Below are 23,510 nucleotides of genomic sequence, written 5' to 3'. Positions count from 1 at the left end.
CCCAATATTTCTGGTTAATTGACAAGGTTTTCCTAAGGTGATTCCAAGATGGATTTTTTAGAAGAATTTGATTTTCATTTACCAGAAGAACAAATTGCGCGTTTCCCTGCTAAAAATCGAGATGAATCGAGATTACTCCTTGTAGACAAATCGAAGGAAACGTTTTGGGAAGCACCCCATTTTCGCAACATTGGGCAATGGTTACAACCTGGTGATGTTTTAGTATTTAATGATACAAAAGTTTCGTATCGAAGGGTGTTTTTACAAGTGGAATCAGGTCGAATTCACGAATCCATTTTTCTAGAAACTGTGGATGATTCTTCCTTAGTTTGGACTTGTATTCTTAAAAATAGGGCAAAATTAAAGTTAGGTGATAGCTTATGGCCTGTTGGATTCCCAAATTTTCGTTTTCGATATGATGGGAAAGAGGAAGAATTGTCGTTACTCGTATCAGACAAAATAATTTCAGATGCAGACTTTGAGATTTTTGGAACAATTCCAATCCCTCCTTATCTAAAACGGAAAGTCATTGAAGAAGATAAAATACGATACCAAACCATCTTTGCAAAAAAATCAGGTTCTGTCGCAGCACCAACAGCGGGCCTTCATTTTACAGATTCCTTAAAAGAAGAACTTGTCCAACAGGGAATCGAATTTGTTCCAGTGAACCTCCAAGTTGGTTATGGGACATTCCGTCCATTGACCGCCGAACAATGGCAAACTAAAACCTTACACAAAGAAAAATATGAGATCACGGAAGAAACAGCGAGTCGATTGAACACTGCAAAAAAAGAAGGTCGTCGTATCATTGCAATCGGAACTACGTCTCTTCGTGTACTCGAAACTGTATTTGATTCTCAACAACAGAAATATAAGGTAGGTCTGGGTCAAACTGACATATTTTTGTCGCCAGGTGACAACATTAAATCCGTACAAGGACTGATCACAAACTTTCATTTACCGAAATCGAGTTTGTTATTACTTGTAAGTGCCTTTGCAAATAGTCGACTCGTGATGAATGTTTACCGGTATGCATTACAGAACCATTTTCGTTTTTACTCATATGGTGACTCTATGTTCTTATTTTAAAAATAGGTTTACATTCACTTTGGATTAGGAAATATGTTTTACAGTTTCTTTATGAACTCCCCTCAAGCTTCTGTTTTTGTTTCTCTTATCTCTGGCTTTGGTCTTCTTGCAGTGGTCACTTTGACGCCGATCCAAGAAAACCAAGTCAAAAAATTGGAAAACGCAACAAAACTGACGTTAGCGGAAAAAAAAACTCTAAATTCTCAGACTGAATCCAATCCAAGTTTTTCCTATCCAAAACAATCTGAATTTTCAAGTGTCCCACGTGAGACCTTAGTCTCTTTTTCATTGGATACTCCCGGGGTTTCGTTTCGTCGCGGGGTTAAACGTAGCAATTTTTCTTACTCTTATTCACAGATTGATTCCGATTTTTCGCCCGCTTTGTATTCGGCACTAGATGCAAAACAAATTGGAGAACCATCTTTATCCCAATTCATTCTAAATGCGCCATTAAATCCATCTGCGGGTTTGATTTTTCGTCAAATCGAAACAAACAAACGTACGTTATATGACCCAAAGTTACTATTTGAATACCAAGGTAACTTTTCTGCCTCGTCTTTATTGAAAGTACAAACTTCTGTTTATAATGTAAAAACGGATAATCCAGTGGTCTCGAATGGAGTTGATGGTGGTAAATTTTCTTTTTTTTTCGGCAGTGACAAAATCCAACTGAACCTTCGTTATAATTATGTGAACCAAAAACCAAATGCGTCCAATGGCCAACTTAGTTTTATTCCAGCACAGGACATTGCTTCACTTGGATTCATTCTCTTTTTGGGACCAAGCAAGAATTATTCTCTCTATGTTGGTAACCAAATTTTTAATGTTTTTAATGACCCTTTGTTACAGGTGAGAGACCAAAATGGTCGATCCCCCGAAACATTTTCTGCATCGTTTCGTGGTAAACACCCAGGAAAACTCAAAACGACTTTTTTTCTCAATTTTCAAAATCAATTTTATAAAGACGGTATGCTAGTTGGGGTTCCTGGTGGATATATGGTTGGGAATGCTTTTAATGGGAAATCGTTTTATGAATATGTTACCTCGCTTGGAATGGAAGTTGCGTTTTAATTTTATCCTTCTTTGTTTGATTTCAATTCCACTTAGCTCTTGTTATTTGGGAGAGGAAAGGGAATCAAAACCTAAAAAACCAACCACTCCTCCATTAGAACAACTCGCTACTTCTTTATCAGAAAAAGGATTTTATTTCCAACCAGAGAGACTTGTTGTCCTGACATTCCTCGACAATGAAGGGAAAAAAAGTCCATATGGAGATATCCTCGCAGAAAAACTCACTACGGAACTCGTGAAAAGAGACCGCTTCCAAATTTTAGATCGATTGGCAAACCAAAAGGTATTAAAAGAAGCTGGACTCAGTTTGGATTCTCCCACAGACACTGCCACCTTGCGTAAAATAGGTGAAGTTCTCAAAGTGGATGTCATCATCACAGGAATTGTTACTCCTTACCAAGACGGAGTTTTTGTAAATACAAGGCTCATTGAAATCAAAACGGGACTCATCCTAAAAGCGGATGAGGTTTATGTCCGAATTGACGGTTGATGCCGTTTCACTTCCCTAAAAGAACCAATTTTACTGATTTTAGCTTCTGTAGTTTAATTTTCGATTGATTCCCTTTTTTCCTACGGTCTGATAGGTATAAGAGGTTCAGATGGCATTTGATATAGAAATGATCGCGGCTCGTTATTCCAAAATGGAAGCGGCCATCACACAAGCCAGGAAGATTGTGGGTCGACCCCTCACTCTCACAGAGAAGATTTTATACAACCACCTTTGGGATGGAAACCCTTCCAAAAGTTTTGGACGTGGTGCGGATTATGTTGACTTTGCGCCAGACCGAGTGGCGATGCAAGATGCAACAGCACAGATGGCCCTTTTGCAATTTATGCAAGCAGGTAGAAAAAAAGTGGCAGTGCCTTCCACAGTACACTGTGACCACTTAATTACAGCAAAAGAAGAATCGGGCAAAGACCTTGGCATTGCTGTTACAGAAAACAAAGAAGTTTATGATTTTTTATCTTCCGTTTCTAATAAATACGGAATTGGGTTTTGGAAACCAGGTGCTGGGATCATCCACCAAGTTGTTTTAGAAAACTATGCATTCCCTGGTGGGATGATGATTGGAACTGACTCCCATACAGTGAACGCTGGTGGACTTGGGATGGTGGCAATCGGTGTTGGTGGAGCTGACGCTTGTGATGTGATGGCTGGACTCCCTTGGGAGCTCAAATGGCCAAAAGCAATTGGTGTCAAACTCACAGGAAAACTGAATGGTTGGACTTCTGCAAAAGACGTCATTTTAAAAGTAGCCGGGATCCTCACAGTGAAAGGGGGAACAGGTGCGATCGTAGAATACTTTGGTCCAGGTGCGGAAGCTCTTTCTTGCACAGGAAAAGGTACAATTTGTAACATGGGTGCCGAAATTGGAGCGACCACTTCCACATTTGGATATGATGCTTCTATGGAACGTTATCTTCGTTCCACTAACAGAGCTGATGTGGCTGATCTTGCCAACAAATACAAAGCACACTTAACTGCTGACCCTGAAGTGTATGCAGACCCGTCAAAGTACTTTGACCAAGTGATCGAAATTGATCTCAATACACTTGAGCCATATGTGAATGGTCCTTTTACGCCAGACCTTGCGACTCCGATTTCCAAAATGAAAGAAGAGGCAGAGAAAAATGGATGGCCACTCAAAGTAGAAGTGGGTCTGATCGGATCTTGTACTAACTCATCATATGAGGACATCTCTCGTGCGGCTTCCCTTGCCAAACAAGTGGCTTCAAAAGGTCTCAAAACCAAAGCAGAATTTACCATCACACCTGGTTCGGAACTTGTAAGGTATACGATTGCGCGCGATGGATTTATCGATACTTTCCACAAAATTGGTGCAAAAGTATTTTCGAATGCCTGTGGACCTTGTATTGGGATGTGGTCACGTGTGGGAGCAGAGAAAAAAGAAAAGAACACAATTGTTCACTCCTTCAACCGAAACTTCCAAGCACGACAAGACGGAAACCCAAACACTTATGCTTTTGTGGCATCACCAGAAATCACAACAGCACTTGCCATTGCAGGTGACTTAGGTTTTAACCCACTCACTGACACCCTTGTGAATGAAAAAGGGGAAAAAGTAAAACTCGATCCTCCTACGGGAGAAGAACTCCCGAGCAAAGGTTTTGCGGTGGAAGATGCAGGTTATGTAGCTCCGGCAGCAGATGGATCCGGTGTACAAGTGATTGTAGACCCAAGTTCCACTAGACTCCAACTCCTTGCTCCATTTAAAGCTTGGGAAGGAACAGACCTCAAAGGATTAAAACTTCTCATCAAAGCCAAAGGAAAATGTACAACAGACCATATTTCGATGGCAGGTCCTTGGTTAAAATTCCGTGGTCACTTGGACAATATTTCCAATAACCTCCTCATCGGTGCGACAAACTTCTTCAATGGTAAAACCAATGAAGTGAAAAACCAAGTTTCTGGAAACTACGAACCAGTACCTCAAACCCAAAGAGCTTACAAAGCACAAGGGATTGGGTCGATTGTCGTTGGAGATGAAAACTATGGGGAAGGTTCTTCTCGCGAACACGCGGCGATGGAACCAAGGCATCTAGGTGTAAGAGCAGTACTTGTAAAATCGTTTGCACGGATCCACGAAACAAACTTAAAAAAACAAGGCATGCTTGCACTTACGTTTGCCAACAAAGATGATTACGATAAAATCCAAGAAGACGATTCGATCGACATCATCGGTCTCACTTCTTTCCAAGAAGGAAAACCACTTAGTTTGGTTCTCAATCATAAAGATGGAAAAAAAGATGAGATCCAAGTGAACCATACTTACAATGCGCAACAAATCGAATGGTTCAAAGCAGGTGCTGCTTTGAATTTGATGAAAGCGTAAAAAAACTCGATGAAACACTTGCCGGAGTCATTTCTGGCAAGTCCTTTCTTTTCATGCCAACTCCCAAATCCAAAAAAAACATAAATTCAAATTCCGAATCCATCGTATGGACAGGGGAATCTTCCAACCAAACAAAAGCACAAAAAGAATTTAATGACGCTCTTCGCAAACACAAAGAAACTCTGGAACGTTCCAAAGAAATAGAACCTTTATTCCAATTAGTGAATCAAACGTACTTAAACGTGGTTTTGCCAGAACTGAATAAACAGAAACAATTGGAACGGGAACGATTTGAACTGATGTGTTCGATCTTAATGGAAGAAAAATTATCTTTTGGGAAAATGCAAAGAGAGTTTTTACGTCGGTATTTACTCGATATGTGTAACGATAATTTGACAGAAGACCCAGAATTTTATACTCCATATCGAGACCAGTTAGAAACCAAATTTGAAAAATTAGAACGGATTCGTTATAAAAACCAAATGGAGTCCAGGATCAAACAAACTTTTGGAATGGAGATTGATTTGGATGATTTTAATCGCACTCAATTTGATTCCGATGAAGAAAGGGAATCTCACGAAGAAAAGTACAGAGACTTTCGCGAGAAATATGAAGAATACAGAGCAGAGTATTTTCGAAAAACAAAGTCTGGATACAAAGACAAAAAAAAATCCAAAGCACAATTGGATAAAGAAAAAAAACAATTAGAAGCAGAACGGTTGTTAAGTACTGACATCAATACTTTGTTCAAGAATTTAGCAAAACTCATCCACCCCGACAAAGAACAAGACCCTATTTTACGTGAAAAAAAAGCCAAATTGATGACCAAACTTTCTGGTGCCAGGGATAATATGAATATTGCTGAAATTTTAGAAATCAAACTCCAAGTAGACGAACTCATTCCAAACCAACAAACAGACGTGTCATTCCATGATACATCCATCAAACGATTTGTTGGGATCATCAAATCTAAAATCCGAGAATTAGAGGATTCCATACGACAAAGGTTTTTTTCCCATCCTCTCATGGCAGATTTCCCATCGAGTAAAATCACAAAAGAATCATTGGATGTGTATCTAAAACGAGTGAAACAAGATAACCAATTGGTGACAAAAGCTTACCAAAAAGAAGTGGATTTGTTATCCAAAGAACCCAAGTACATTAAAGAGATGATTAAAGAACTGCAGAGTTTAGGAGTTCAATTCTAATGAAAGGTTTTTTAAAACAGAAACAAACAGGACTTGGTAAAAATGGAAAAGAATTTGGAAGTGAATACTGGTCCGAAATTTATGGGAATGGTCTGGATGTAGACGGCTCTTATAATGCGAAACAACATGCAGACTATCTAAAGTCTCTTTTCCAACTTATGGAAATTCCAGTTTACAAAATTACTGACTTTGGATTCGGGAAGGGGATTTTACTTCGTGAGATGGTAAAAACCTTTTCACCTGTGAAGGTGTATGCGGTGGATGCGTCTAAAGAGGCTTATGAAGATTTGAAAAAAAAAGATTGGGTCAAACGATCAGATAAATTTCATATTTACCACGAATCTTTAGAGTCATTCGTTTTACCAAAATTGGAAAAGGAACCAGTGGAGCTTGGGATCTGTAATTCCGTCATCCAATACTTACCTGATAACCAAATTCCTTCCGTTTTAGAAAAAATGGCAAAGTATTGTAATTATTTATATTTTACTGTACCAACAAATGTGGATTATGCGGTTATGAAAGAAGAAATGTCCTTTGTGGACCCTTATGCTTTTTCCAGGACAAAACAAAAATATAGAAAGTGGATTGCAAGAGACTTCGAAATTGTTGGTTACAATCTATTACAAAGTAAATGGTTAGGTGAAAAAGGTTTTAAAGAGGATTTCTTCCGAATTTAGTAGGTAAAAAGTTTTTGCAATTTATTGCCAAATTACTATACTTGGAGCCGTATGAGATGGCATTGGCAAATCATAGTTTTTTTTATACTGATTTGCTCTTTTGGCTGTCAACCAGTTGAGTATGGAAATGTTTGTGATAGCAGGTCTCGTACTTTTTTAGATACATTACTCTTCAAAATTGTCTCAAATCTAAGATCTCCTCATTGCGGAATCAATGTGGATTTACAACTTTCTCCAATTAAACCTTTGTATACAGGTCGAAACCAGCTATTAGATTACATAAAGAATGATGGATCCTCTGCAATTACAGCAAGTAATACAAGTTGTACAGGACTTGAATTAGGTGGTTACAGTGCTTGTTTACATGCTGGGCTCATGTTGTCTATAGAGGCCAATGGAGGAATTTTTAACTCTATTTCATGTGATGGGTATTTTGCAGAAGATAATACCGGAACCTTACAGTTTACTTGTTTTGAAAAAGAAGGGGGAGGGTTGGTATTTGTTGCTACCTCGATTAAACCGGGAAAATATCTCGGTGACTTAGTGGTAGCGGAGGGCGGAAGTTACCGATTTGGCAGTCTCTCAGTTTCTGTTTTTAATGCGAACCAATTGGTAGGCAAAACACAGTTTGCAAATACTTGGACAAATTCAATTCTTTCCTATCCACTTGTTGGTGGAACTTTGAATAATGTTGGGACTCTTTATTTATTAGACCAATCCTCGGCTTCGTTAGGTGCAGCAGACATTGTATCCGATCGAACAGGAATCTTATTCAAATCAAACGTAAGTTTGACAATAGCGGCCACTTCACCATTCTTTCGGTTTAGTGGCAAATTCCAATATTTAGAAGGCGAATTTGGATCTCCCTCTAATGTTAACCCGCTTGTTTCCATTACTGAAACCAATCGTTTTATGTGGTCTCCTAACTTAATGGCTACTGTCGGTGGAGCCACATTTTCCGTGCAAGGTTCACAAGGATTATACCAGTCGATCCGAGTTTCTACACAAAATAGTGGAAATGTTGTTAGTTTATCATCTGCCGGGATGTCAGTAGGAAGTTTCATTCAGAACAATACGTTTTCATCAATTACAGCTGGAGACATCGATGGCAGTAGTATCAGTTTAGCTTCCGGCGGAACCAATAATCATATTTGGAACAATAGTTTTTTAGATGCGGTTCTTTACTCTTCAACTGACGAGGGTATTGCAATTTCTACATCAAGTTCGAATATCGGTGGTAACGTATTTAAAGATATGGTAGCTGCCAATAGTTCGACCAATGCGACAATTTCTGTTTTTGAAACATTACCTGCAAAAATTTCAGGTCTAACCATTTCAAATCAAATATTGGTAAACATGGTTTCAGGGATTGGTTTGCTCAGTTCTGGTAGTTCTGATTTTAAAATGCTCCTTGAAAATATTGGAATATTTGGAGCTTCCAACTATGCAATTGAAAATTCATCAGTTAACAATCAATACCTAACGGGGAATATACGTTATTCAAATAATTTAAGTAATAATATTTTAAGCGGAACTAATATAGGTTTTCTTGTCAATGGATTACCTGCGGGAACTTCTGATTATAATTTTGCAAACAACATACCTTATGAGAGTAGTTTTGTTGGATTTATCTTCCAAGATGATATCGCAAATCCAAATGATAATGCAGGATTTGTTCCCATATATTTACGAAATACTAGTTACTTAAAATTCCAAAATACATATCGTTCATTTACAAACTATGACCCATTAGGCGTTTTTACAGATAATGTGAAAGGAATTTGCTCAGGTAATTGTCGAATTTTTGATTGGTCATTAAAAAAATCTGATACGTATTTTAAGAATACGAACGTATGTCCCGATTCTTCCCGCCCTTTGTTACATACAGTTGGAGGAGTAGCAACTTCCGAATCAGATTGTCAGAATTTGGTAAGAGGTTCTAAATACCTTGGTTCCAATGTTTGTGGAATTTATCACCTTAGAAATGCCCGAGAAATCATTGGCGATGCCAAAGGAAACGAAAATGGTTTATGTGAATCGAATGAGGATTGTTTATTCACTCCCAACCTGGGGGCTTACCAAGGTCACGGCATTCTAAGAAAGGCATATTCAATACATCCTTACTATTGTCAGGACATTCCCAAAGGCGATGGTAATTTGAGTCAAATACGACTATTTGGATTTGAAGAAAATGGTTATTGAATTTTTTCTTTGTAAATGACGGATTTTGTTTTAGACTTCTCGATTGAGTTCCCTCTTTTTTCTGTCTTTGGTTATCCCATTAGCCTCATAGAATTTCTAGGCACAACTTCTGGCCTTGCTTGTGTGTACTTAGCTTCTAGGAATCATATCCTGACATGGCCGATTGGAATTTTTAATTCGATTTGTTTTTTCTTTTTATTTTTCCAAATCCAATTGTATTCGGATATGTTGTTACAAATTTATTTTTTTGGATCCAGTATTTATGGTTGGATCATTTGGAGGAAACGAACAGGACAATTTACGAAGATTGTATCACTCGGGAGAAACAAAAACCTTTTTGTGATTTTCCTTTTGATCGTGGGAACCTTTGGCCTTGGTTTTTTTACAAAACACTTACCAGTTTGGTTCCCGAGTTTGTTTGCCAAACCACCTGATTATTTGTATTGGGATGCGTTTACAACAGTCACAAGTATCATTGCCAATTTACTCTTAGCCCAAAGGAAACTGGAATCTTGGTTTTTATGGGTGTTAGTGGATATTGTTTGTATTGTTTTGTATTCTCTAAAGAATATTCCATTTGTGACCATCGAATATGTGATTTTCCTTCTCATTGCTTTTTATGGTTCGTGGCATTGGTACAAGGAGTATCGGGAGAATCAAAAATCGACTTCTATATTGATATGATTCGGAAACGATCAAACAGATACTGTATCCAAATGTTTGATCGTTTTGTGGATTTGAATTCTTTTGGTTTAGACTTTGATTTTGCGATTTTCTGGTCGTAAGTACCATGAAATCACAGTTAAACTTAATAGTAACAAAGATGGTAAAACTTCTGTTATGGGATGCCCACAACTGATGTGAGAAATTGCCGCCCCAGACATCGCAAAGAAAAACCCTGCGTACGCCCATTCTTTCAGTAATAAAAATTTTGGAACCAGTACAGCGATGACACCTAGTAATTTCCAAACACCTAAAAGAGTGAGAAAGTAGGTTGGGTATCCCAATTGGTTTATCTTTTCCACTTCTTCAGGAAGTTTCATGAGTTGGACGAAGGCTGTGGAAACCATACCCAGTGATAACCAAAGGGTAAAGAACCAATACAGAATTTTGTTTGTTTTCTCTGACATAAATGTTCTCCTAAATTAAAAAATTCATTCCTCAATTTTGATGGTTTCGGTATTCCTAAACTATACCAGACTTATCAATGATTCTATTCGTATCCCTTTAATCGTTTAATCCCTTCCCATTCAAGATATTAGGTATATGTTTTATGATTCTTTCTTCTCTTGTTTCTTTTCGTTTTGCAGAATTAAAGAAGAGTAGATACCCTCTTTGCCTACCGGGAGTTAACTCTTGGAATGCGCTCTGTAATTTTGGATTTTGTTCCAATATTCTTAAAAACTCTTCTGGAACTTCAAACTCAGAAGTTTTTTTCAAGATTGGTTTTTTCCCAGTTTTTTCCAACTCGATTGCATCTATCATAAATGCCTGAATCGTGGTTTTAGATTTGGTAATCTCTTCTGCTGACTGGAAACGCATCTGTCTCGCAGCTTGTACGTTTTTTGTTTGTTGGATGAGAATTTTTTTTGGGTCTTTTAATAAAGATCCTTTGAAAAATAAAATCGCAACATATTCTTTGAATCCATGTAATAAAAATACATTTTGACCATTCCATGTGTAACAAGGTTGCCCCCATTTAATTTCCTCAACTAGTTTGCTTTTGAGTGCAATGGAACGTAGGATTTGGAATTCTTTTTTCCAAGATTTTACCCCATCAAAAAAAGAGTTTGGGTTTTTGGTGTTACTTTTTTTTTGTTTTGGTTCCATATCGTTTAACCTATGTTATGATTTATTTCATTCACTGTTTTGTGATTGTTTGCAATCGGTTGTGGGCCATATTGATCCCTTGGGCAAATGGCATCTTCAGTAGATTGTCTCTTTGATCCACCGATTGAAATATAATTTGCATTCTGAGTTTGGATTTGTTTTCGGAAATCTTTTGGAAGGTAAAAAATTCAAGTTGGATAGGGAAACCAGTGTTTTCCATTTCGAAGGTTCTCACAAAACTTTGGTCCTCCACGAGGTTCAGTAACACTCCATTTGCTCGAAAGAGTAAATGCCCTTCAGGGGATTTTGTTTCAAATACATAACTCCCGTGGTTTCGTTTTTCAAATTGGATTACCTTGTTTCCCATCCATTGTTCGATGAGCTCTGGTTCTGTATGCGCCTTAAACACAAGAGAGGATGGTAAATCAAACTCACGTTCGATCATTATCTCTTGTTTGCCGTCTTCTGCGATCACCTTTGTTTTGAGTTCCATTCCAAATTCCTTATTCGCAAACGATTTGTATTATGCCTTCGGTTTATATTGTTTCATCACAGATTCCAGTTTATTAAACCTGTCGTCCCAGAGTTTACGGAATGGTTCGATGAAATGGGCAATTTCTTTCATTTTATGTGGGTTTAGGTGGTAGTACATTTCACGGCCAATGGGTTCCCTCTGTAACAAATCACATTCGGTTAAGATGAGTAGGTGTTTGGATATGGTGGGTCGTTTGGAATCAAATTGGGAAGCAATCGCTCCCGCTGTCATCGACTGGGTGGCCACAAGGAGGAGGATGGCCCGCCTAGTGGGATCTGCAATTGCCTGAAAAACATCTCTTCGTAAATCCATTGTGTAGCCATTTGACTAATAAATGATATGTAGTCATTTGGCAACACAATTTTTACCTGTTCCCAATGCTAAATTTAGAAAATACGTTCTATCCCTGCGCCAGGGACACGGTGGGCTTGGTCCTAGGAGGCGAAACGCCGACTAGGACGGGAGCGAACGCGGACCCCAGAGTGGCCCGGTCGATTTTTGCGTAAAGTTGATTGTGAGAAAATTGAATTCGAGGCGCCCACAAAAAAGAAAAAGCATGTGGACTTTTTTGTTAGCTATTCTTTTTGATTTTGTCGGCAACAAACGCTTTGTAGGCGGGGCTACCAAAACTCACATCCAGCCGAATGATTTCGGGTGCTATGTAGGGATGGTGTTTCATGATATACGCTTCGATCGCATCATACTTATCAGCTTTTGCTTTGAGTAAAATTTTGTTTTCCGTATCAACTGTGATTTTGCCTTCCCAAAGGTAAACCAGTTCGACTTCAGGGAATATGGTCCCTGATACAATGATCCCTTCTTCTAACATTTCAGAGATTTGTTCTTCCGCCATGTCGCGGTCGCCTATTGTGGTAAATACTAAAATTTCTTCCGATGCCATGTTGTCCTACTGTTGGTACTAGGATCGGATATGGAAGGGCAAATCCTTATTCTTTTGGTGAGTCCTTTTGCAAATAACTTTGGATTCCTTCTTTGGCTTTGTCTAAAACGCCCGATTCACGAAGGGAACGAACCACTCGTTGCCAGAATTTAACTTTGCCTTCCAATTCAATCCAACCAAGTGTTAAGTCCATTCGTTTGATCTTGAGTAACATGCGTAATTCGGACAAAGTCATGTCTTTTGGGTCTTTGTCGAGGTAACGGTTGTGGTCTTGGAAGGGGTTAAATACCATACAAATTATTTACGGAAAACAAAAGATAAAAAGAGGATTGCAAAAACTAAAAATCCAATTCCAGTTCCGAAACTCGCAAGGATGGGATCTCCGCTAGCTAAAAACTTTTGAATACTTAGGAAAATGCCGTACGAAGTGTACACAAGTCCAAGGAAGATGAGTGTGAGAGCAGTGAATACCCAAACCGTTTTTTTAACAAATTTTTGCACATAAAACTGTACGTTTTTTTGTATATAGATCACCATCACTTCTACATAAGAGACAAGTTTGGCGATGAATTCTTCGAAGGTGGCTTTTAAACCACCTTTTTTGCGTTGTTTAGAGTGTTTTTCGTTCAATTATTTCTTCTTAAAAAACCAACCAAGGGCAAGTCCAAGACCAAGTCCAACTCCAAAACCAATCACAGCTGCTTTTTGTGGATTTTCTTTTACATAGGAACCCACATTGTCGATCACCTCTTTGGCACGAATGGATGCTTCTTCACTTGCTTTCCCTAACTTTTGTTTGATGTCACTTACTTGTTCCATATACTTCTCCTTGGCTCTTTGTTCAATTTCCTTGGCTTTTTTCTCATACAACTTAATTTCGTCGATGAGGGACTTCTCTTTTTTCACTTCTTCCATAACGTATGTTAGTCTGGTACAACAATGTTTTCAAAATTGTCAGTGAAACGATATCCAATTCCCCAAATGGTTTCAATCCATTCTGGTTGTGCGGAATTTTTTTCCAGTTTGGAACGAATGCGTTTGATATGGCTATCAATCATCCTTTCAAAACCATCCCATTCCACTCCCCAAACTGATTCCAAAATCATTTCACGAGAAAAAACTTTTCCTGGTGAACCAGCGAGTAGTTGTAAAATGTCAAATTCTTTACGAGAGATGTTGATGATGTTTTCGTTTAACGTAACACGACGACGAATGGAATCAATCTTTAAGGCACCACGAATGATCTCACCCGCTTGTCCTACATTTGGTTTGATTCCAATTTTTTTATCCCAACGTCTAAAAAAAACGTCTACACGAGTTTTGAGTTCCCGAACGGAAAATGGTTTTGTGATGTAATCATCAGCACCTAACTCGAGTCCCATGATCCTATCAATTTCTTCCGTTCTTGCAGAAAGGATAAAAATTGGAGTACTTTCGTCTGATTTCCGAATGCTACGGCAAATTTCCATACCATCAATGTCTGGAAGTGAAAGGTCAAGAATCACTAAATCAGGATGATTGGATTTATAAAATTTCAATCCATCTTCGCCATTTTCAAAAACGGAAGTGGTGTAGTGAGCTGAATCGAGAGATTTCCGGATTAGGTTCCCGATGTCCGGATCGTCCTCAATTACCAAAATATTTTTCATGTTTTTCCCTTGAGTTCTTTCTCAATTTGGTTCTTGTAGTAGAAAAAAAAAGTAAAAAATGGAATCGGGAACACAAAGAGAACTAAAATCGTGGGCAATGTTTGCCATCACAGGAACAAGGCTACGGCCCTTGGAAGTGACGGAAAAATTAGGCCTAACTCCCGACTATTACCATGGTGGGGATGTAAAAGACATCGAAAATATGACAATTCCGAGTCATTGGCAGCTCAATTCTAAGTTAGGACCTGAGTTCTCTGCCCAAGATCATATTTGGGACATTCTAAAAACACTGGGACCCGTTCGCAAAGAACTGAAAGAGTTCACAGAAAACTTTACTTCTACGATTTACGTCTCGGTTGAGTTTGCCTCTGAGTTTACCAAAGGTGTCACCCTCGATAGAAGGACGATGCTTTTGTTAGGTGAAATGGGAGTCGAATTGGAAATTATCCCCTGGGAACTCGGTGGGACTCCCTGAGGATGGACTCACTAGGGAATACCAACCGGATGAGGCCAAACCGTTTGAGGTAATGGTAACTGGATAGGGTGAGACCATTCAAAACCAAAACTCGTTTTTTCAATCGAAGGTCTCTTGCCATATTCAAAAGTTTGGTGAGAAGGGTGATGGGTAAATACGGCAAATTCGACAGATCCATTTGGATATGGGATCTGGTTTGGAAAAATAACATATGCATCACAGAGTCCAATTCTTCTTCCATCTCCGCATGTACGTCTTTGGAGGAGATGACAATTTCATAGGCGTTTTGGATTTCCCTTACATTTAGGTATTTTGTTTTTTTTGCCATCGGAGGTTAGGTTTGCACGTTCTACTAAAAGAGACACTCATTTTTCGTTCCAAAGTATTACAAACGGTAAGAGAGATTTTGACACGGAATGAATTTTTGGAAGTGGATACACCCACTCTAAAACCCATTGTCGGTATGGAACCGTACTTGGATCCCTTTGAAGTGTGTTCTCCCTCTGGAAAAGAAAAGGGGTATCTCATCACCTCTCCTGAGTACAGCCTAAAACAAATGATGGCAACAGGCCTACCTCGTATCTTCGAGTTGGCCCATACCTACAGGTCAGGGGAAGTGGGAAGTTCGTACCATACAAAAGAGTTTCTTATGTTAGAACTCTATGCAGAAGGTATGGATGATGAAGTGCTTCTGCACTTTATCGATAAATTCTTACGAGAACTGATCTTTACAGTTGGTATACCAAAACTCCACAACCAACTATCCGAACCAGGTTTTATCCGTCATGAATCAGTACAGTCAGTGTTTCTCAACCATCTTGGGCATGGATATGAAAGAGAAAATTTGATCTCAACCATCATGAAACAAAAGTTAACCTCTTCTTCCTTTGAGGAATTACAAACTTGGCAGTATGAAGATTTGTTCTTTTTGGTATTTTTAAATTGTATTGAACCGAAATTGGGGGAAGGGATTGTCTTTTTGTATGATTACCCTCCGGAATGTGCCGCTCTTGCTAGAATTGAGAAGGGAGTTGCCAAACGATTTGAAATTTATTGGGACGGACTCGAACTTGCTAATGCTTTTTATGAATTGAATGACCCAAACGAACAACGAAAACGATTTGCAGACGAACAAGCGTTACGTGCCAAATTGGGGAAAGAAGTATTTCCAATGGATGAGGATTTTTTACAGGCATTGGGGAATGGATTTCCCAATTGTTCGGGGATTTCCATTGGGATGGACAGACTCATGTTAAAACTTTTGGGGAAAAACGGACTCGCGGAAGTGAGCCCGTATTGGATGGAATTGTAAAAGATTTATTCCTCTTCGGATTGGAACTTTTCACAAGCTGGTGGGATTTTCCCTTCTTCCAATTCAGCACAGGAAAATGCGGCCATTTCCTTTGTACATTGTTTCATGTCTTCTATGTCTTGTTTGGTGAGTTTTTTGGTCGGTTTTTCGTTACTTGGCTTTTGGCCTTCTACAATGTATTGTTTGTAACGAGATTCGCAGACATTCCCATTCACAAATTGAGATTCAACCATCTTCCTTTGTTCTGGTGGAAGGTCTTTTAGTTTTTCTTTCATACATTCCGAAGTTTTCGCACACATTTTTTTGGAGAGAGCTTGGAATTCTTTAGCGTCCTTTAATGTTTGTGAGGTGATTATGAGGGGGAAACAGAAAAATAGGAAAAGAGAAATTTTTTTCATAAAAATAACTTAACCCTTTTCGCCCAATGGTAAAGAAAAAAATTAGAAAAAGGATTGCATCCAAAGGAAATCAAACTAAGATTTTCGCCCATGAAACGAATTGTAACATTACTTCTGGTCTCGTTTACCATATCCCTTGTGGCTCAAAATTTGACAGAACGAACACCTGTCAGTTTTTCCTCTGAACCAAACACAATTGAAGAATTCAAATCCATCCAAGCGGCCACCGCCACAACTCCAGAAGGTGGAGTTGCCGTTTTAGTCCTTGCCATCTCTCTCTACGGAAAAAATCCAGAATTAGGAAGAAAGGCTGTGGTACTTTCTGTCCTTTCCAAAAACAGACAAAAATCGAACAAACCAACAGCGATTGATGGAGTGGATTTAGGAGGAAGTGATTCCTATTTGCTTGGACAACTCGACAAATACAAAATGTTACCAAATGGGTATTGGAAAGGGGCAGAACCATCTAACGGGTATACGCCGAATCTTCCTCTCACAGTCGAAACCTACACCAATCCCTATTCAGGAGAAGAGTCTTCTGGTCGGATCAAACTCTTTGTTGCTACAAAAGGTGCTTCCAGTTACCGTCCTGTCACTGTGGAAAAAGACTCCGACGGACTTTGGCGTGCCAAAGAAATGAGTTCTTTGTATGTTGGGATGATGCCCGCCAAATAGATGTTCATTGATCTACTTTCATTCCATCCAGTGGTATTGGCACTTCTTGCCACTGGGTTTACTTGGTTTTGTACTGCGTTTGGAGCAGGGTTTGTGTTTTTCTTTCGTACGGTGCCAAGGCCTGTGTTTAATGCGATGCTTGGCTTTGCCTCTGGCATTATGATTGCTGCCAGTTTTTGGTCACTTTTGCTTCCTTCGATTGAACTTTCAGAAAATGTCGGCCAACCTGCTTGGTTCCATGTAAGCCTTGGGTTTTTATCAGGTGGACTTTCCTTGTTTGCTCTCCACAAACTCCTCCCACATTTACACGTTGGTTTAGAAGAAAACCGACTCGAAGGCGGGAAGTCCTCTTTCCAAAGGAGTTTGTTACTCATCCTTGCCATTACTTTGCATAATATCCCAGAGGGACTTGCGGTAGGTGTCGCCTTTGGTGCCTTAGGTGATGGGTTTACTTACGAGGCTCTTATGGCGGCAGTGGTGGTTGCCTTTGGGATTGGGATCCAAAATATCCCGGAAGGTGCTGCGGTTTCCATTCCATTGTTACGCGAAGGGTATAGTGCCAAAAAAAGTTTTTGGTATGGCCAACTTTCTGGATTTGTCGAACCCATAGGAGGACTTCTCGGTGCGGCCCTTGTGTTTTATGTAGCCAGTATCCTTCCGTTTGCACTCTCCTTCGCGGCAGGTGCGATGATCTTTGTTGTGGTTGAGGAATTGATTCCAGAATCACATACAGGGAAAGAAACCGAAATGTCTACACTCGGTGCGATGTTTGGATTTGTGCTGATGATGGCTTTAGATGTGGGACTTGGTTGAAGGTAATGATACAAATGTTAAATGGTAAAAATATTACGAGTATATCTATTTTCTTTTTGTTTGTTTCCTGTGCAATTGACATCAAACAAGTTCCGCAACCTAGAGAATCAGAAAATACCATTTATCCTATTATAAACCAAGCAGTTTACATTGGTAAGTTTGAAGTTTATACTTCTGATAGTGTTAACTATACAAAAGCTTGGAAGTATACTTTTAAATCGATTCTAAAGAATAATCGAGTTAGCAACCAAGTGTTAGATGTCTCTAACGATCGAATTGTGAATGAAGAGGTGGATAAGTATCTGTTTGATATAGAAGTTTATCCAAATTTGGAATCAAACTTTAATATGTGGAAAACCTGGCCAGCCATTTGGCCAATGACAGGATACTGGCCTTTACAAGTACGCAATGTTACATATGAGGTAAAACTTTTATGTAAGATGTCCGTCAATGGTATTGAAAAAGCTAACACTGAGCTCATTGAAAATGCCAAAAAAACTGTAGAGATTTATGGATTTTATCGTACGAGTGAAATTGAATCCATGATTGAAGTTGCTAATCTTAAGGTGATGGACAGATGTGCAAAAGAAATTTTAAGTCATTTATGATAATATTGTTTTTGTTAGTTGCAGCTTGTATTTCTGTTCCAGAGTCTCCGAAAAATGACACAGAAGAGTGTGTGGCTCAATATTTTCATGCGAAACGTCAAATGAGGGAAATTCAAGTAGAAAATAGAAATTTTACTGCAGCCATTTCTGCTTTATCCTTTGGTGTTGGTTTTTGGACAGGTCCAATTGGATTCACACCAATGTTGGTTTTGCCGTACACTCAATATAAGAATAAAAAGGCAGCGGATTTGATTCAAAATGAATATGAGTCCAATTATTGCAATTGATCGTGAGCTTACAGAATCAGAATTATTTTATCAAATACTTATATCTATGTAAGAGATAAATCTGGTGAATTTACGTTTAGAGGAAAAGGAATGGATCGAAGAGAGATTTCCCATAAAGAAGAGTCTCCAAAGGAAGTATGGTTCAAAGAATGTTTTGTATGAGTAATTAAAAAAAGGTAAGGCCAGAAAAATGAAAAAAACAATCTTATTAGTATATCTGATTGTAGCTTGTACGAGTGTTCAAAATACTGAGGACAATCAAATTACAAATGATTTTTTGAGAATTTTAAACTCAAATCAGTTAGTCATAAAAAACTTAAAACCAGACAATTATGAACTGAGTAAGAATTTAAATGATGGTCCCTTTCAATATAATTATGCTTTAAGAAATAAAACAAATGGCACCGAAATAAGATATCATATCAATTCATTTAAAGATAAAATCGATCAATATGAAGAATTCTTAAAAAATAATCCTAATGCATTTATCATTAAACCAAATGATAATTCATATGCCCAAGATTTTATACTGATTCTTATGAATTTAGCAGGAGATAATCCTAAAATTAAGTCGAATCCGCTACCTGAGAAAATTCTATTAAATGTTTTTAATGCAAATTGGGGGAGCAATAGTCTTTTTGAATTTGATCCCAAACTCAATTTTTCATATAAATATTGTAATCTCATCGTTATACATAAAAATGAAACTGCTGATGCTTATATCTATTTCCTAGGAAATGAGTTACGGTTAACACTTGAGGCATCAAGTGAGTTTTTTGAGAATTTGAAATTTAAAAAATAGTGAACCTCCAGATTGAGCCAAAAAAATGTTGCCAACTCAGTCATTCGACCTTTTTACATAGAGATCCATGTAAGAAGGTGATTGGATCTTTTTTATCTTGTTACCCGAAACCTAAATTTCCTATTAGAACTGTGATGTAACCATCAGATATGCAAACTGTGCTGTTTTCGAAAATTGATTTGTATACACGTTAGCATTCACAGTTCGGTCATTCACTTTGTTTTGGATTGCATCTCCCGCAAAAATCATACTATAACCACCTTCGATCAGAATGTTTTTATAAGGAAGATTGTATTTTACATCCACTTCACGAAAGAGTGACCTTCCGAGTAAGGACACTGGTCGATTGTTCCCTGTACCATTTTCTGTCAATACTTGGCTTACATCGTATTGGTTATTCGAAATGGATTCAGTACTCGCACCCGATTTTGCATTTCCAACTAAGTCATACCAACTATCTTGTAATTTGTGTTTTTCGATGGCAAAATAATCGATTCGGAATGTTCCATAAGATTCAGTGGCATAACTTAGATTAATCGATTTTGATTTCATATTCACCCAACTGACTTGGTCAGCCATTCCATAAAAAAAGTGGTTTGTGTGAAAAAGGTTTTGGAAGGATGCAATTGATCCATCTGTGCGATTTGGATCACCACTTCCTACATCATAAGCGACTCCCATCCTTACTTTAGAAATTGTATAACCAATGTCAGCACCAAAGGCGAAGGTTTTATAACGTTCTTTTTCGCGGTATAAATTTTGTTGGTATGTTGTATTGGTGAGAGGGTCAAGCAAACTCACATTGGTTTGGAAAAAGTCCCATTTGGGAGTCATATTCCTACCCGTAGTTCCTGTTTGGGTAGCATATTCAAAGGAATAATCTATTGCTTGAAGTGCTTTTTTGCCGGCTTGCGTTTTGTTTGTAACTCGGATTCCATAAGTATGGAGTACGTCCCATCGTCCCGCACGTGTGTTTGGATTCCCAACTTCTCCCGTGGTTAGGACAAGGGAATTGTTTGTGCGAAGGTATTCTTTTTGTAATCCCAAATAATACAAATCAATATGCAAATAATCAGAAGGTTTGAGTGTATTATAAAAACCTGTGAAGTATGAATCACCTAACTCTTGTCTTTGTGCATCGATTTTAGGTGTGCAAACTTTTGTGCCGTTATAGGGACAATCAAGGTAAGTATTGTACTGAGATTTTACTCCAAAATTGGTTGTATTACCTGCAATATCCGAATGTCGTTCGCTTACCGAAGTGACAAAAAGATGTGAGGAAAAGAATTTGTCTTCCCATTTGAAACGAAGTCCATCAAAACTCCTTCCAACATTTGTCCAATCAAGGGAACCCACCAATCGTTCATCACCATAACGCAAAATTTGACGACCAGCTTGTACGTGTAAGGGGAGGCTAAAATTATTTTTACTCTCTATATACGCTTCTCTTACATCTGTACTTTGCCTTGTCCCATCATTGGCAGTAGCGATTCCCGTTAATGATCCTTTTTCAGCCCCCCATAACCGGCTATCTTGGAACGTGACTTTGGCAATGATATCTTTCGTGAATTCTTTTTGGACGAAGAACTGTATCTTCTGTCCTGTAAAATCGACATTGTCATTTGTATTCCGATTGAAATCAAAATTATACTTCATCTCTGGTCGAAAACGAACAAAAGCACCAGCGCTAAAACCATCTGACCATGTCGGAGGAGGACTCGGTTTTGGTTCTTGGATGGGTTCCCGAGAGGGACTTGGAATGTTTGGACTTGTAACATTCGGCTCGGTAGTAGTAGTTTGAGCAGAGACTGGGTAGCCAGTCGCCAAAAGGATTACATATAAAATGAAGTATCTTCGCATGATTGATTATCAAAAGACCACTTGGGTCTTCTCCTATGCGAATAGCGAATGCAAGAATCGTACAGATTGGAGGGAAAAAGTTTAAAAATTCTGATATTCTCATAAAAACTGGACAATATGTACTTTTATATGGAGTCTTTGTTTTAGTTCATAAAAAAGAACTAAAACAATCGGTACTTTCGTTCATCAATATGTTCTAATTTAATAAATAATGTGTAAATCTTGTACGAATTGAACGTTTGGAAATGTGTTTGTCATCGGATGGTTTGGCATTACAAATGAAGGACACGAAGTAAGTAAAATCTAAAACAGAGGAAAACCTGTCAGTCGTAACAATTTTTGATCAGATGATCCAGGAAGTGAGTTCAGTTTTGTACTAATACAAATGTTGTATGAATACTCATCCACGAGGGAACTCGGACTCCCTTCTAGGAAGGGGAAACTGGAAAAATGCCTTCGAATGCAATCAATGTTTAAAACAAAACCATCGCTTTTTTGGTCTCAAAGTTCCCAATCCTAACAAAATCTTTTACGGATACTATTGACAAACACAAGGGAATCAAATAAAAATTGCGAAACGGTAAATTCGTCAATTCAGGACTGTACTTGGATGCACCACCTGCAGAGCCAAAATATAATGAAAAGAATGAGAAAATTGAACCACATCAAGGTCATCGGGTGTATATCGTCGGATTTGGTGATGCGAGAGGAGAATGGATTGTGAATGATTCCAACAAAGAAGAAGAGCTCACTCGCTATCCGTATGGTGCGTACGAACTCGGGAATCGGTGGTCTACTATTTTGGAGAAAAAATAAATGAAGAAAGTATTTATTCTTCTTCTTATCTCTTTTTCGATACGTGCTGATGAAAAAAAAGATCTTCTTCAAATTACTAACATTATCGAGAAGTACAATGAAGCATTTTTTAGCGGACCGATGATAACAAGTGAGAGTGATGAAATCGTTCGATCTGTAAACTATTATACTAAAGATGGAGATTTTAAACAGTTACTTGGTTTAAAGGAACGAAAGGAGATTATCGAAAGATCTGGCGATCGTCGTCGTTGGTTTGTGAGCAAATGGCAGGGAAAAGAACCAGCCATCTATGTTTCTGCCTCGTATAACGGGAACTATGATTTGGAACACAATCGACAGTCCAAAGATTTAAATGACGATTATCTCTTTTATTTTAAAAACTATTGCGAATTTGATGGAACGATTGATGCACGTTATGCGAGAATCAAAAAAATGAGGCTCACGTATTATGATGCTCCTTACACAGCAGTCAATAATATGATGAATATCAAAGTTGTGGGCAAATTTAAGAAAATCATCAGCTACGACATTGAAGTAAAAGAAGATGAAAAAATCATCAATGCCATGCAGTCGTTTCAACCAGTGAAGTCTACGACGTGGTATGGCAATATCTTTGCCATACAATTGAAAGTTTTGGAAGTGTATCCTGGTGAACCGAATCTACCGTTATGCACTTCAGACTACTATATGGGGTACAAAGGTTGGGGGAGTTACGAAAAAGTACTCAGTGAAATTGATGAGCTTCCAGAGTTAAAAGGGAAACGAAATCCGTATGTTAACTAAGGTTATGAGAAAGCGAATTTGTTTAGGTATTTTAATGATGGGGAGTTTCCTTTTCGTATGTGGTAAGGTCGAAACGAAAACCTTTGATCAAAAGGCAGAGGGAACACCAAATCTAGAAAACCAATCTCGGGAACAGGGACTTTGTTTAGAGCCGTATTCAAACGACAAAAAAGGTTATATCTCTCTTTTCATTTTTCTGAGAAAACATTTTAACATTGATTATACCAAACAGGAATTGGACGTAGTTTCGATTTCTGGGATGAGATTTTTTCTATCAAAAGATCATTTTCGGACAAGGCGTCCTTATTCGAATTCCTTGTATGAATTTAACGTAACGACAGATGAAATAGGAATCCTTACGTTGGATAAGGATGGAAAAAAAATATATATAGCAAAAAAAATCTCTGCCAGTACGGGAAAATCTCTTACATATTGGTTGTTTCAAGAGTATATAAATGCCAAAAGAACTCTCATAAACAAAAATATGGATCCTTATGAAACGACTGAAATTGGATATTTTAAGGCTTACGATAAAATGAAACTCGAATCCGAGTGTCTCAACCAAAAAGAAATCGATGAAAATTTTGATCAGGCTGTTTTAGAAAAATCAGAAGGCCCTGAACCTACGGATGAGTTTAGCAATTGAATGACAGATGTGACATGG

30 protein-coding genes are annotated in these 23,510 nt (G+C 38.3%); 18 read left to right on the top strand and 12 right to left on the bottom strand.

From position 1 onward, the window contains the following. The first annotated feature begins 48 nt into the window (after positions 1 to 48). The 8 genes from queA (at position 49) to pnuC (ending at position 9,786) form a co-directional block, all read left to right on the top strand. Positions 49 to 1,089 (top strand): tRNA preQ1(34) S-adenosylmethionine ribosyltransferase-isomerase QueA, encoded by a 1,041-nt coding sequence (queA, locus tag ND812_RS17105; RefSeq protein ID WP_265376559.1) that lies wholly within the window; start codon positions 49 to 51, stop codon positions 1,087 to 1,089. A gap of 51 nt (positions 1,090 to 1,140) precedes the next feature. After that, positions 1,141 to 2,160 (top strand): hypothetical protein, encoded by a 1,020-nt coding sequence (locus ND812_RS17100; protein WP_265376558.1) that lies wholly within the window; start codon positions 1,141 to 1,143, stop codon positions 2,158 to 2,160. Next, on the top strand, positions 2,120 to 2,650 hold the full coding sequence (locus ND812_RS17095; protein ID WP_322113708.1) for a FlgO family outer membrane protein: 531 nt from the start codon (positions 2,120 to 2,122) through the stop codon (positions 2,648 to 2,650). Before ND812_RS17100 ends, ND812_RS17095 begins: the two co-directional genes overlap by 41 nt. Before the next feature lie 109 nt (positions 2,651 to 2,759). After that, positions 2,760 to 5,015, top strand: coding sequence for an aconitate hydratase (locus ND812_RS17090; protein WP_265376556.1), 2,256 nt, complete (start codon positions 2,760 to 2,762; stop codon positions 5,013 to 5,015). A 53-nt stretch (positions 5,016 to 5,068) separates the two neighbouring features. After that, positions 5,069 to 6,223 (top strand): hypothetical protein, encoded by a 1,155-nt coding sequence (locus ND812_RS17085; RefSeq protein WP_265376555.1) that lies wholly within the window; start codon positions 5,069 to 5,071, stop codon positions 6,221 to 6,223. Then, a complete protein-coding gene (locus ND812_RS17080; protein ID WP_265376554.1) occupies positions 6,223 to 6,900 on the top strand; it encodes a class I SAM-dependent methyltransferase in 678 nt (225 codons plus the stop codon). The genes ND812_RS17085 and ND812_RS17080 overlap by 1 nt, the downstream gene beginning before the upstream one ends. Positions 6,901 to 6,951: 51 nt before the next feature. Then, on the top strand, positions 6,952 to 9,102 hold the full coding sequence (locus tag ND812_RS17075) for a hypothetical protein (protein ID WP_265376553.1): 2,151 nt from the start codon (positions 6,952 to 6,954) through the stop codon (positions 9,100 to 9,102). Between the two features lie 15 nt (positions 9,103 to 9,117). Beyond that, entirely contained in the window at positions 9,118 to 9,786 is a 669-nt protein-coding gene (pnuC, locus tag ND812_RS17070) for a nicotinamide riboside transporter PnuC (protein WP_265376552.1), read from the top strand. 68 nt (positions 9,787 to 9,854) lie between these two features. On the opposite strand, the gene ND812_RS17065 is transcribed toward pnuC, so the two are convergent. The 9 genes from ND812_RS17065 to ND812_RS17025 form a co-directional block, all read right to left on the bottom strand. Further along, positions 9,855 to 10,232 carry a DoxX family protein gene (locus tag ND812_RS17065; protein WP_265376551.1) on the bottom strand — a complete coding sequence of 126 codons (378 nt, stop codon included), beginning with the start codon at positions 10,230 to 10,232 and terminating at the stop codon, positions 9,855 to 9,857. A 97-nt stretch (positions 10,233 to 10,329) separates the two neighbouring features. Continuing rightward, positions 10,330 to 10,932 (bottom strand): YdeI/OmpD-associated family protein, encoded by a 603-nt coding sequence (locus ND812_RS17060; protein WP_265376550.1) that lies wholly within the window; start codon positions 10,930 to 10,932, stop codon positions 10,330 to 10,332. 31 nt (positions 10,933 to 10,963) lie between these two features. Next, positions 10,964 to 11,425: an SRPBCC family protein gene (locus tag ND812_RS17055; RefSeq protein ID WP_265376549.1), complete on the bottom strand. Its 462-nt coding sequence runs from the start codon at positions 11,423 to 11,425 to the stop codon at positions 10,964 to 10,966. Positions 11,426 to 11,455: 30 nt separating this feature from the next. Next, positions 11,456 to 11,779: an ArsR/SmtB family transcription factor gene (locus ND812_RS17050; RefSeq protein WP_135652622.1), complete on the bottom strand. Its 324-nt coding sequence runs from the start codon at positions 11,777 to 11,779 to the stop codon at positions 11,456 to 11,458. Positions 11,780 to 12,038: 259 nt separating this feature from the next. Next, on the bottom strand, positions 12,039 to 12,368 hold the full coding sequence (gene cutA, locus ND812_RS17045) for a divalent-cation tolerance protein CutA (RefSeq protein WP_265376548.1): 330 nt from the start codon (positions 12,366 to 12,368) through the stop codon (positions 12,039 to 12,041). 46 nt (positions 12,369 to 12,414) lie between these two features. Beyond that, complete coding sequence (locus ND812_RS17040) at positions 12,415 to 12,660, bottom strand: hypothetical protein (RefSeq protein WP_265359636.1); 246 nt, start codon at positions 12,658 to 12,660, stop codon at positions 12,415 to 12,417. A 5-nt stretch (positions 12,661 to 12,665) separates the two neighbouring features. Then, a complete protein-coding gene (locus ND812_RS17035; protein ID WP_265376547.1) occupies positions 12,666 to 12,998 on the bottom strand; it encodes an LBF_4227 family protein in 333 nt (110 codons plus the stop codon). Further along, the gene (locus ND812_RS17030; RefSeq protein WP_100720452.1) at positions 12,999 to 13,283 is read right to left on the bottom strand and encodes a DUF883 family protein; all 285 of its coding nucleotides are present in this window, start codon (positions 13,281 to 13,283) and stop codon (positions 12,999 to 13,001) included. Between the two features lie 8 nt (positions 13,284 to 13,291). Beyond that, on the bottom strand, positions 13,292 to 14,017 hold the full coding sequence (locus ND812_RS17025; RefSeq protein ID WP_012476707.1) for a response regulator transcription factor: 726 nt from the start codon (positions 14,015 to 14,017) through the stop codon (positions 13,292 to 13,294). Between the two features lie 58 nt (positions 14,018 to 14,075). Between ND812_RS17025 and ND812_RS17020 the strand changes: the two genes are divergently transcribed. Continuing rightward, complete coding sequence (locus tag ND812_RS17020; protein ID WP_265359638.1) at positions 14,076 to 14,492, top strand: DUF4279 domain-containing protein; 417 nt, start codon at positions 14,076 to 14,078, stop codon at positions 14,490 to 14,492. Here the strand turns inward: ND812_RS17020 and ND812_RS17015 are convergent. Further along, positions 14,461 to 14,820, bottom strand: a complete 360-nt coding sequence (locus tag ND812_RS17015; RefSeq protein ID WP_265376546.1) for a hypothetical protein — start codon at positions 14,818 to 14,820, stop codon at positions 14,461 to 14,463. The genes ND812_RS17020 and ND812_RS17015 overlap by 32 nt on opposite strands. A 12-nt stretch (positions 14,821 to 14,832) precedes the next feature. Between ND812_RS17015 and ND812_RS17010 the strand changes: the two genes are divergently transcribed. Then, positions 14,833 to 15,804, top strand: coding sequence for an amino acid--tRNA ligase-related protein (locus tag ND812_RS17010; RefSeq protein ID WP_265376545.1), 972 nt, complete (start codon positions 14,833 to 14,835; stop codon positions 15,802 to 15,804). A gap of 5 nt (positions 15,805 to 15,809) precedes the next feature. Here the strand turns inward: ND812_RS17010 and ND812_RS17005 are convergent, their stop codons facing one another. Continuing rightward, positions 15,810 to 16,202: an LA_2478/LA_2722/LA_4182 family protein gene (locus ND812_RS17005; RefSeq protein WP_265376544.1), complete on the bottom strand. Its 393-nt coding sequence runs from the start codon at positions 16,200 to 16,202 to the stop codon at positions 15,810 to 15,812. Between the two features lie 90 nt (positions 16,203 to 16,292). On the opposite strand from ND812_RS17005, the gene ND812_RS17000 reads away from it, so the two are divergent. The 5 genes from ND812_RS17000 to ND812_RS16980 all read left to right on the top strand — a co-directional run bounded on the left by ND812_RS17000 (position 16,293) and on the right by ND812_RS16980 (position 19,387). Further along, positions 16,293 to 16,877 (top strand): DUF6935 domain-containing protein, encoded by a 585-nt coding sequence (locus ND812_RS17000; RefSeq protein ID WP_265376543.1) that lies wholly within the window; start codon positions 16,293 to 16,295, stop codon positions 16,875 to 16,877. After that, a complete protein-coding gene (locus ND812_RS16995; RefSeq protein ID WP_265376542.1) occupies positions 16,878 to 17,690 on the top strand; it encodes a ZIP family metal transporter in 813 nt (270 codons plus the stop codon). It begins immediately after the preceding gene. Between the two features lie 14 nt (positions 17,691 to 17,704). After that, complete coding sequence (locus ND812_RS16990; protein ID WP_265376541.1) at positions 17,705 to 18,298, top strand: LBF_2127 family putative lipoprotein; 594 nt, start codon at positions 17,705 to 17,707, stop codon at positions 18,296 to 18,298. After that, the gene (locus ND812_RS16985; protein ID WP_265376540.1) at positions 18,295 to 18,585 is read left to right on the top strand and encodes a hypothetical protein; all 291 of its coding nucleotides are present in this window, start codon (positions 18,295 to 18,297) and stop codon (positions 18,583 to 18,585) included. The genes ND812_RS16990 and ND812_RS16985 overlap by 4 nt, the downstream gene beginning before the upstream one ends. A gap of 190 nt (positions 18,586 to 18,775) precedes the next feature. Then, positions 18,776 to 19,387 carry a lipoprotein gene (locus ND812_RS16980; RefSeq protein WP_265376539.1) on the top strand — a complete coding sequence of 204 codons (612 nt, stop codon included), beginning with the start codon at positions 18,776 to 18,778 and terminating at the stop codon, positions 19,385 to 19,387. 123 nt (positions 19,388 to 19,510) lie between these two features. Here the strand turns inward: ND812_RS16980 and ND812_RS16975 are convergent, their stop codons facing one another. Then, on the bottom strand, positions 19,511 to 21,247 hold the full coding sequence (locus ND812_RS16975; RefSeq protein WP_265376538.1) for an alginate export family protein: 1,737 nt from the start codon (positions 21,245 to 21,247) through the stop codon (positions 19,511 to 19,513). 570 nt (positions 21,248 to 21,817) lie between these two features. On the opposite strand from ND812_RS16975, the gene ND812_RS16970 reads away from it, so the two are divergent. The 3 genes from ND812_RS16970 to ND812_RS16960 are packed head-to-tail and all read left to right on the top strand — an operon-like array spanning position 21,818 to position 23,492. After that, positions 21,818 to 22,063: a hypothetical protein gene (locus tag ND812_RS16970; protein ID WP_265376537.1), complete on the top strand. Its 246-nt coding sequence runs from the start codon at positions 21,818 to 21,820 to the stop codon at positions 22,061 to 22,063. Continuing rightward, entirely contained in the window at positions 22,064 to 22,846 is a 783-nt protein-coding gene (locus ND812_RS16965; RefSeq protein ID WP_265376536.1) for a hypothetical protein, read from the top strand. Then, positions 22,836 to 23,492, top strand: a complete 657-nt coding sequence (locus ND812_RS16960; protein ID WP_265376535.1) for a hypothetical protein — start codon at positions 22,836 to 22,838, stop codon at positions 23,490 to 23,492. The genes ND812_RS16965 and ND812_RS16960 overlap by 11 nt, the downstream gene beginning before the upstream one ends. Positions 23,493 to 23,510 lie beyond the last annotated feature (18 nt).

Origin of the sequence: Leptospira limi (genome assembly GCF_026151395.1) — a bacterium.
GTDB lineage: Bacteria > Spirochaetota > Leptospiria > Leptospirales > Leptospiraceae > Leptospira_A > Leptospira_A limi.
Note: the sequence above shows the minus strand (reverse complement) of the source record. Positions and strands in the feature narration are given on the sequence as shown.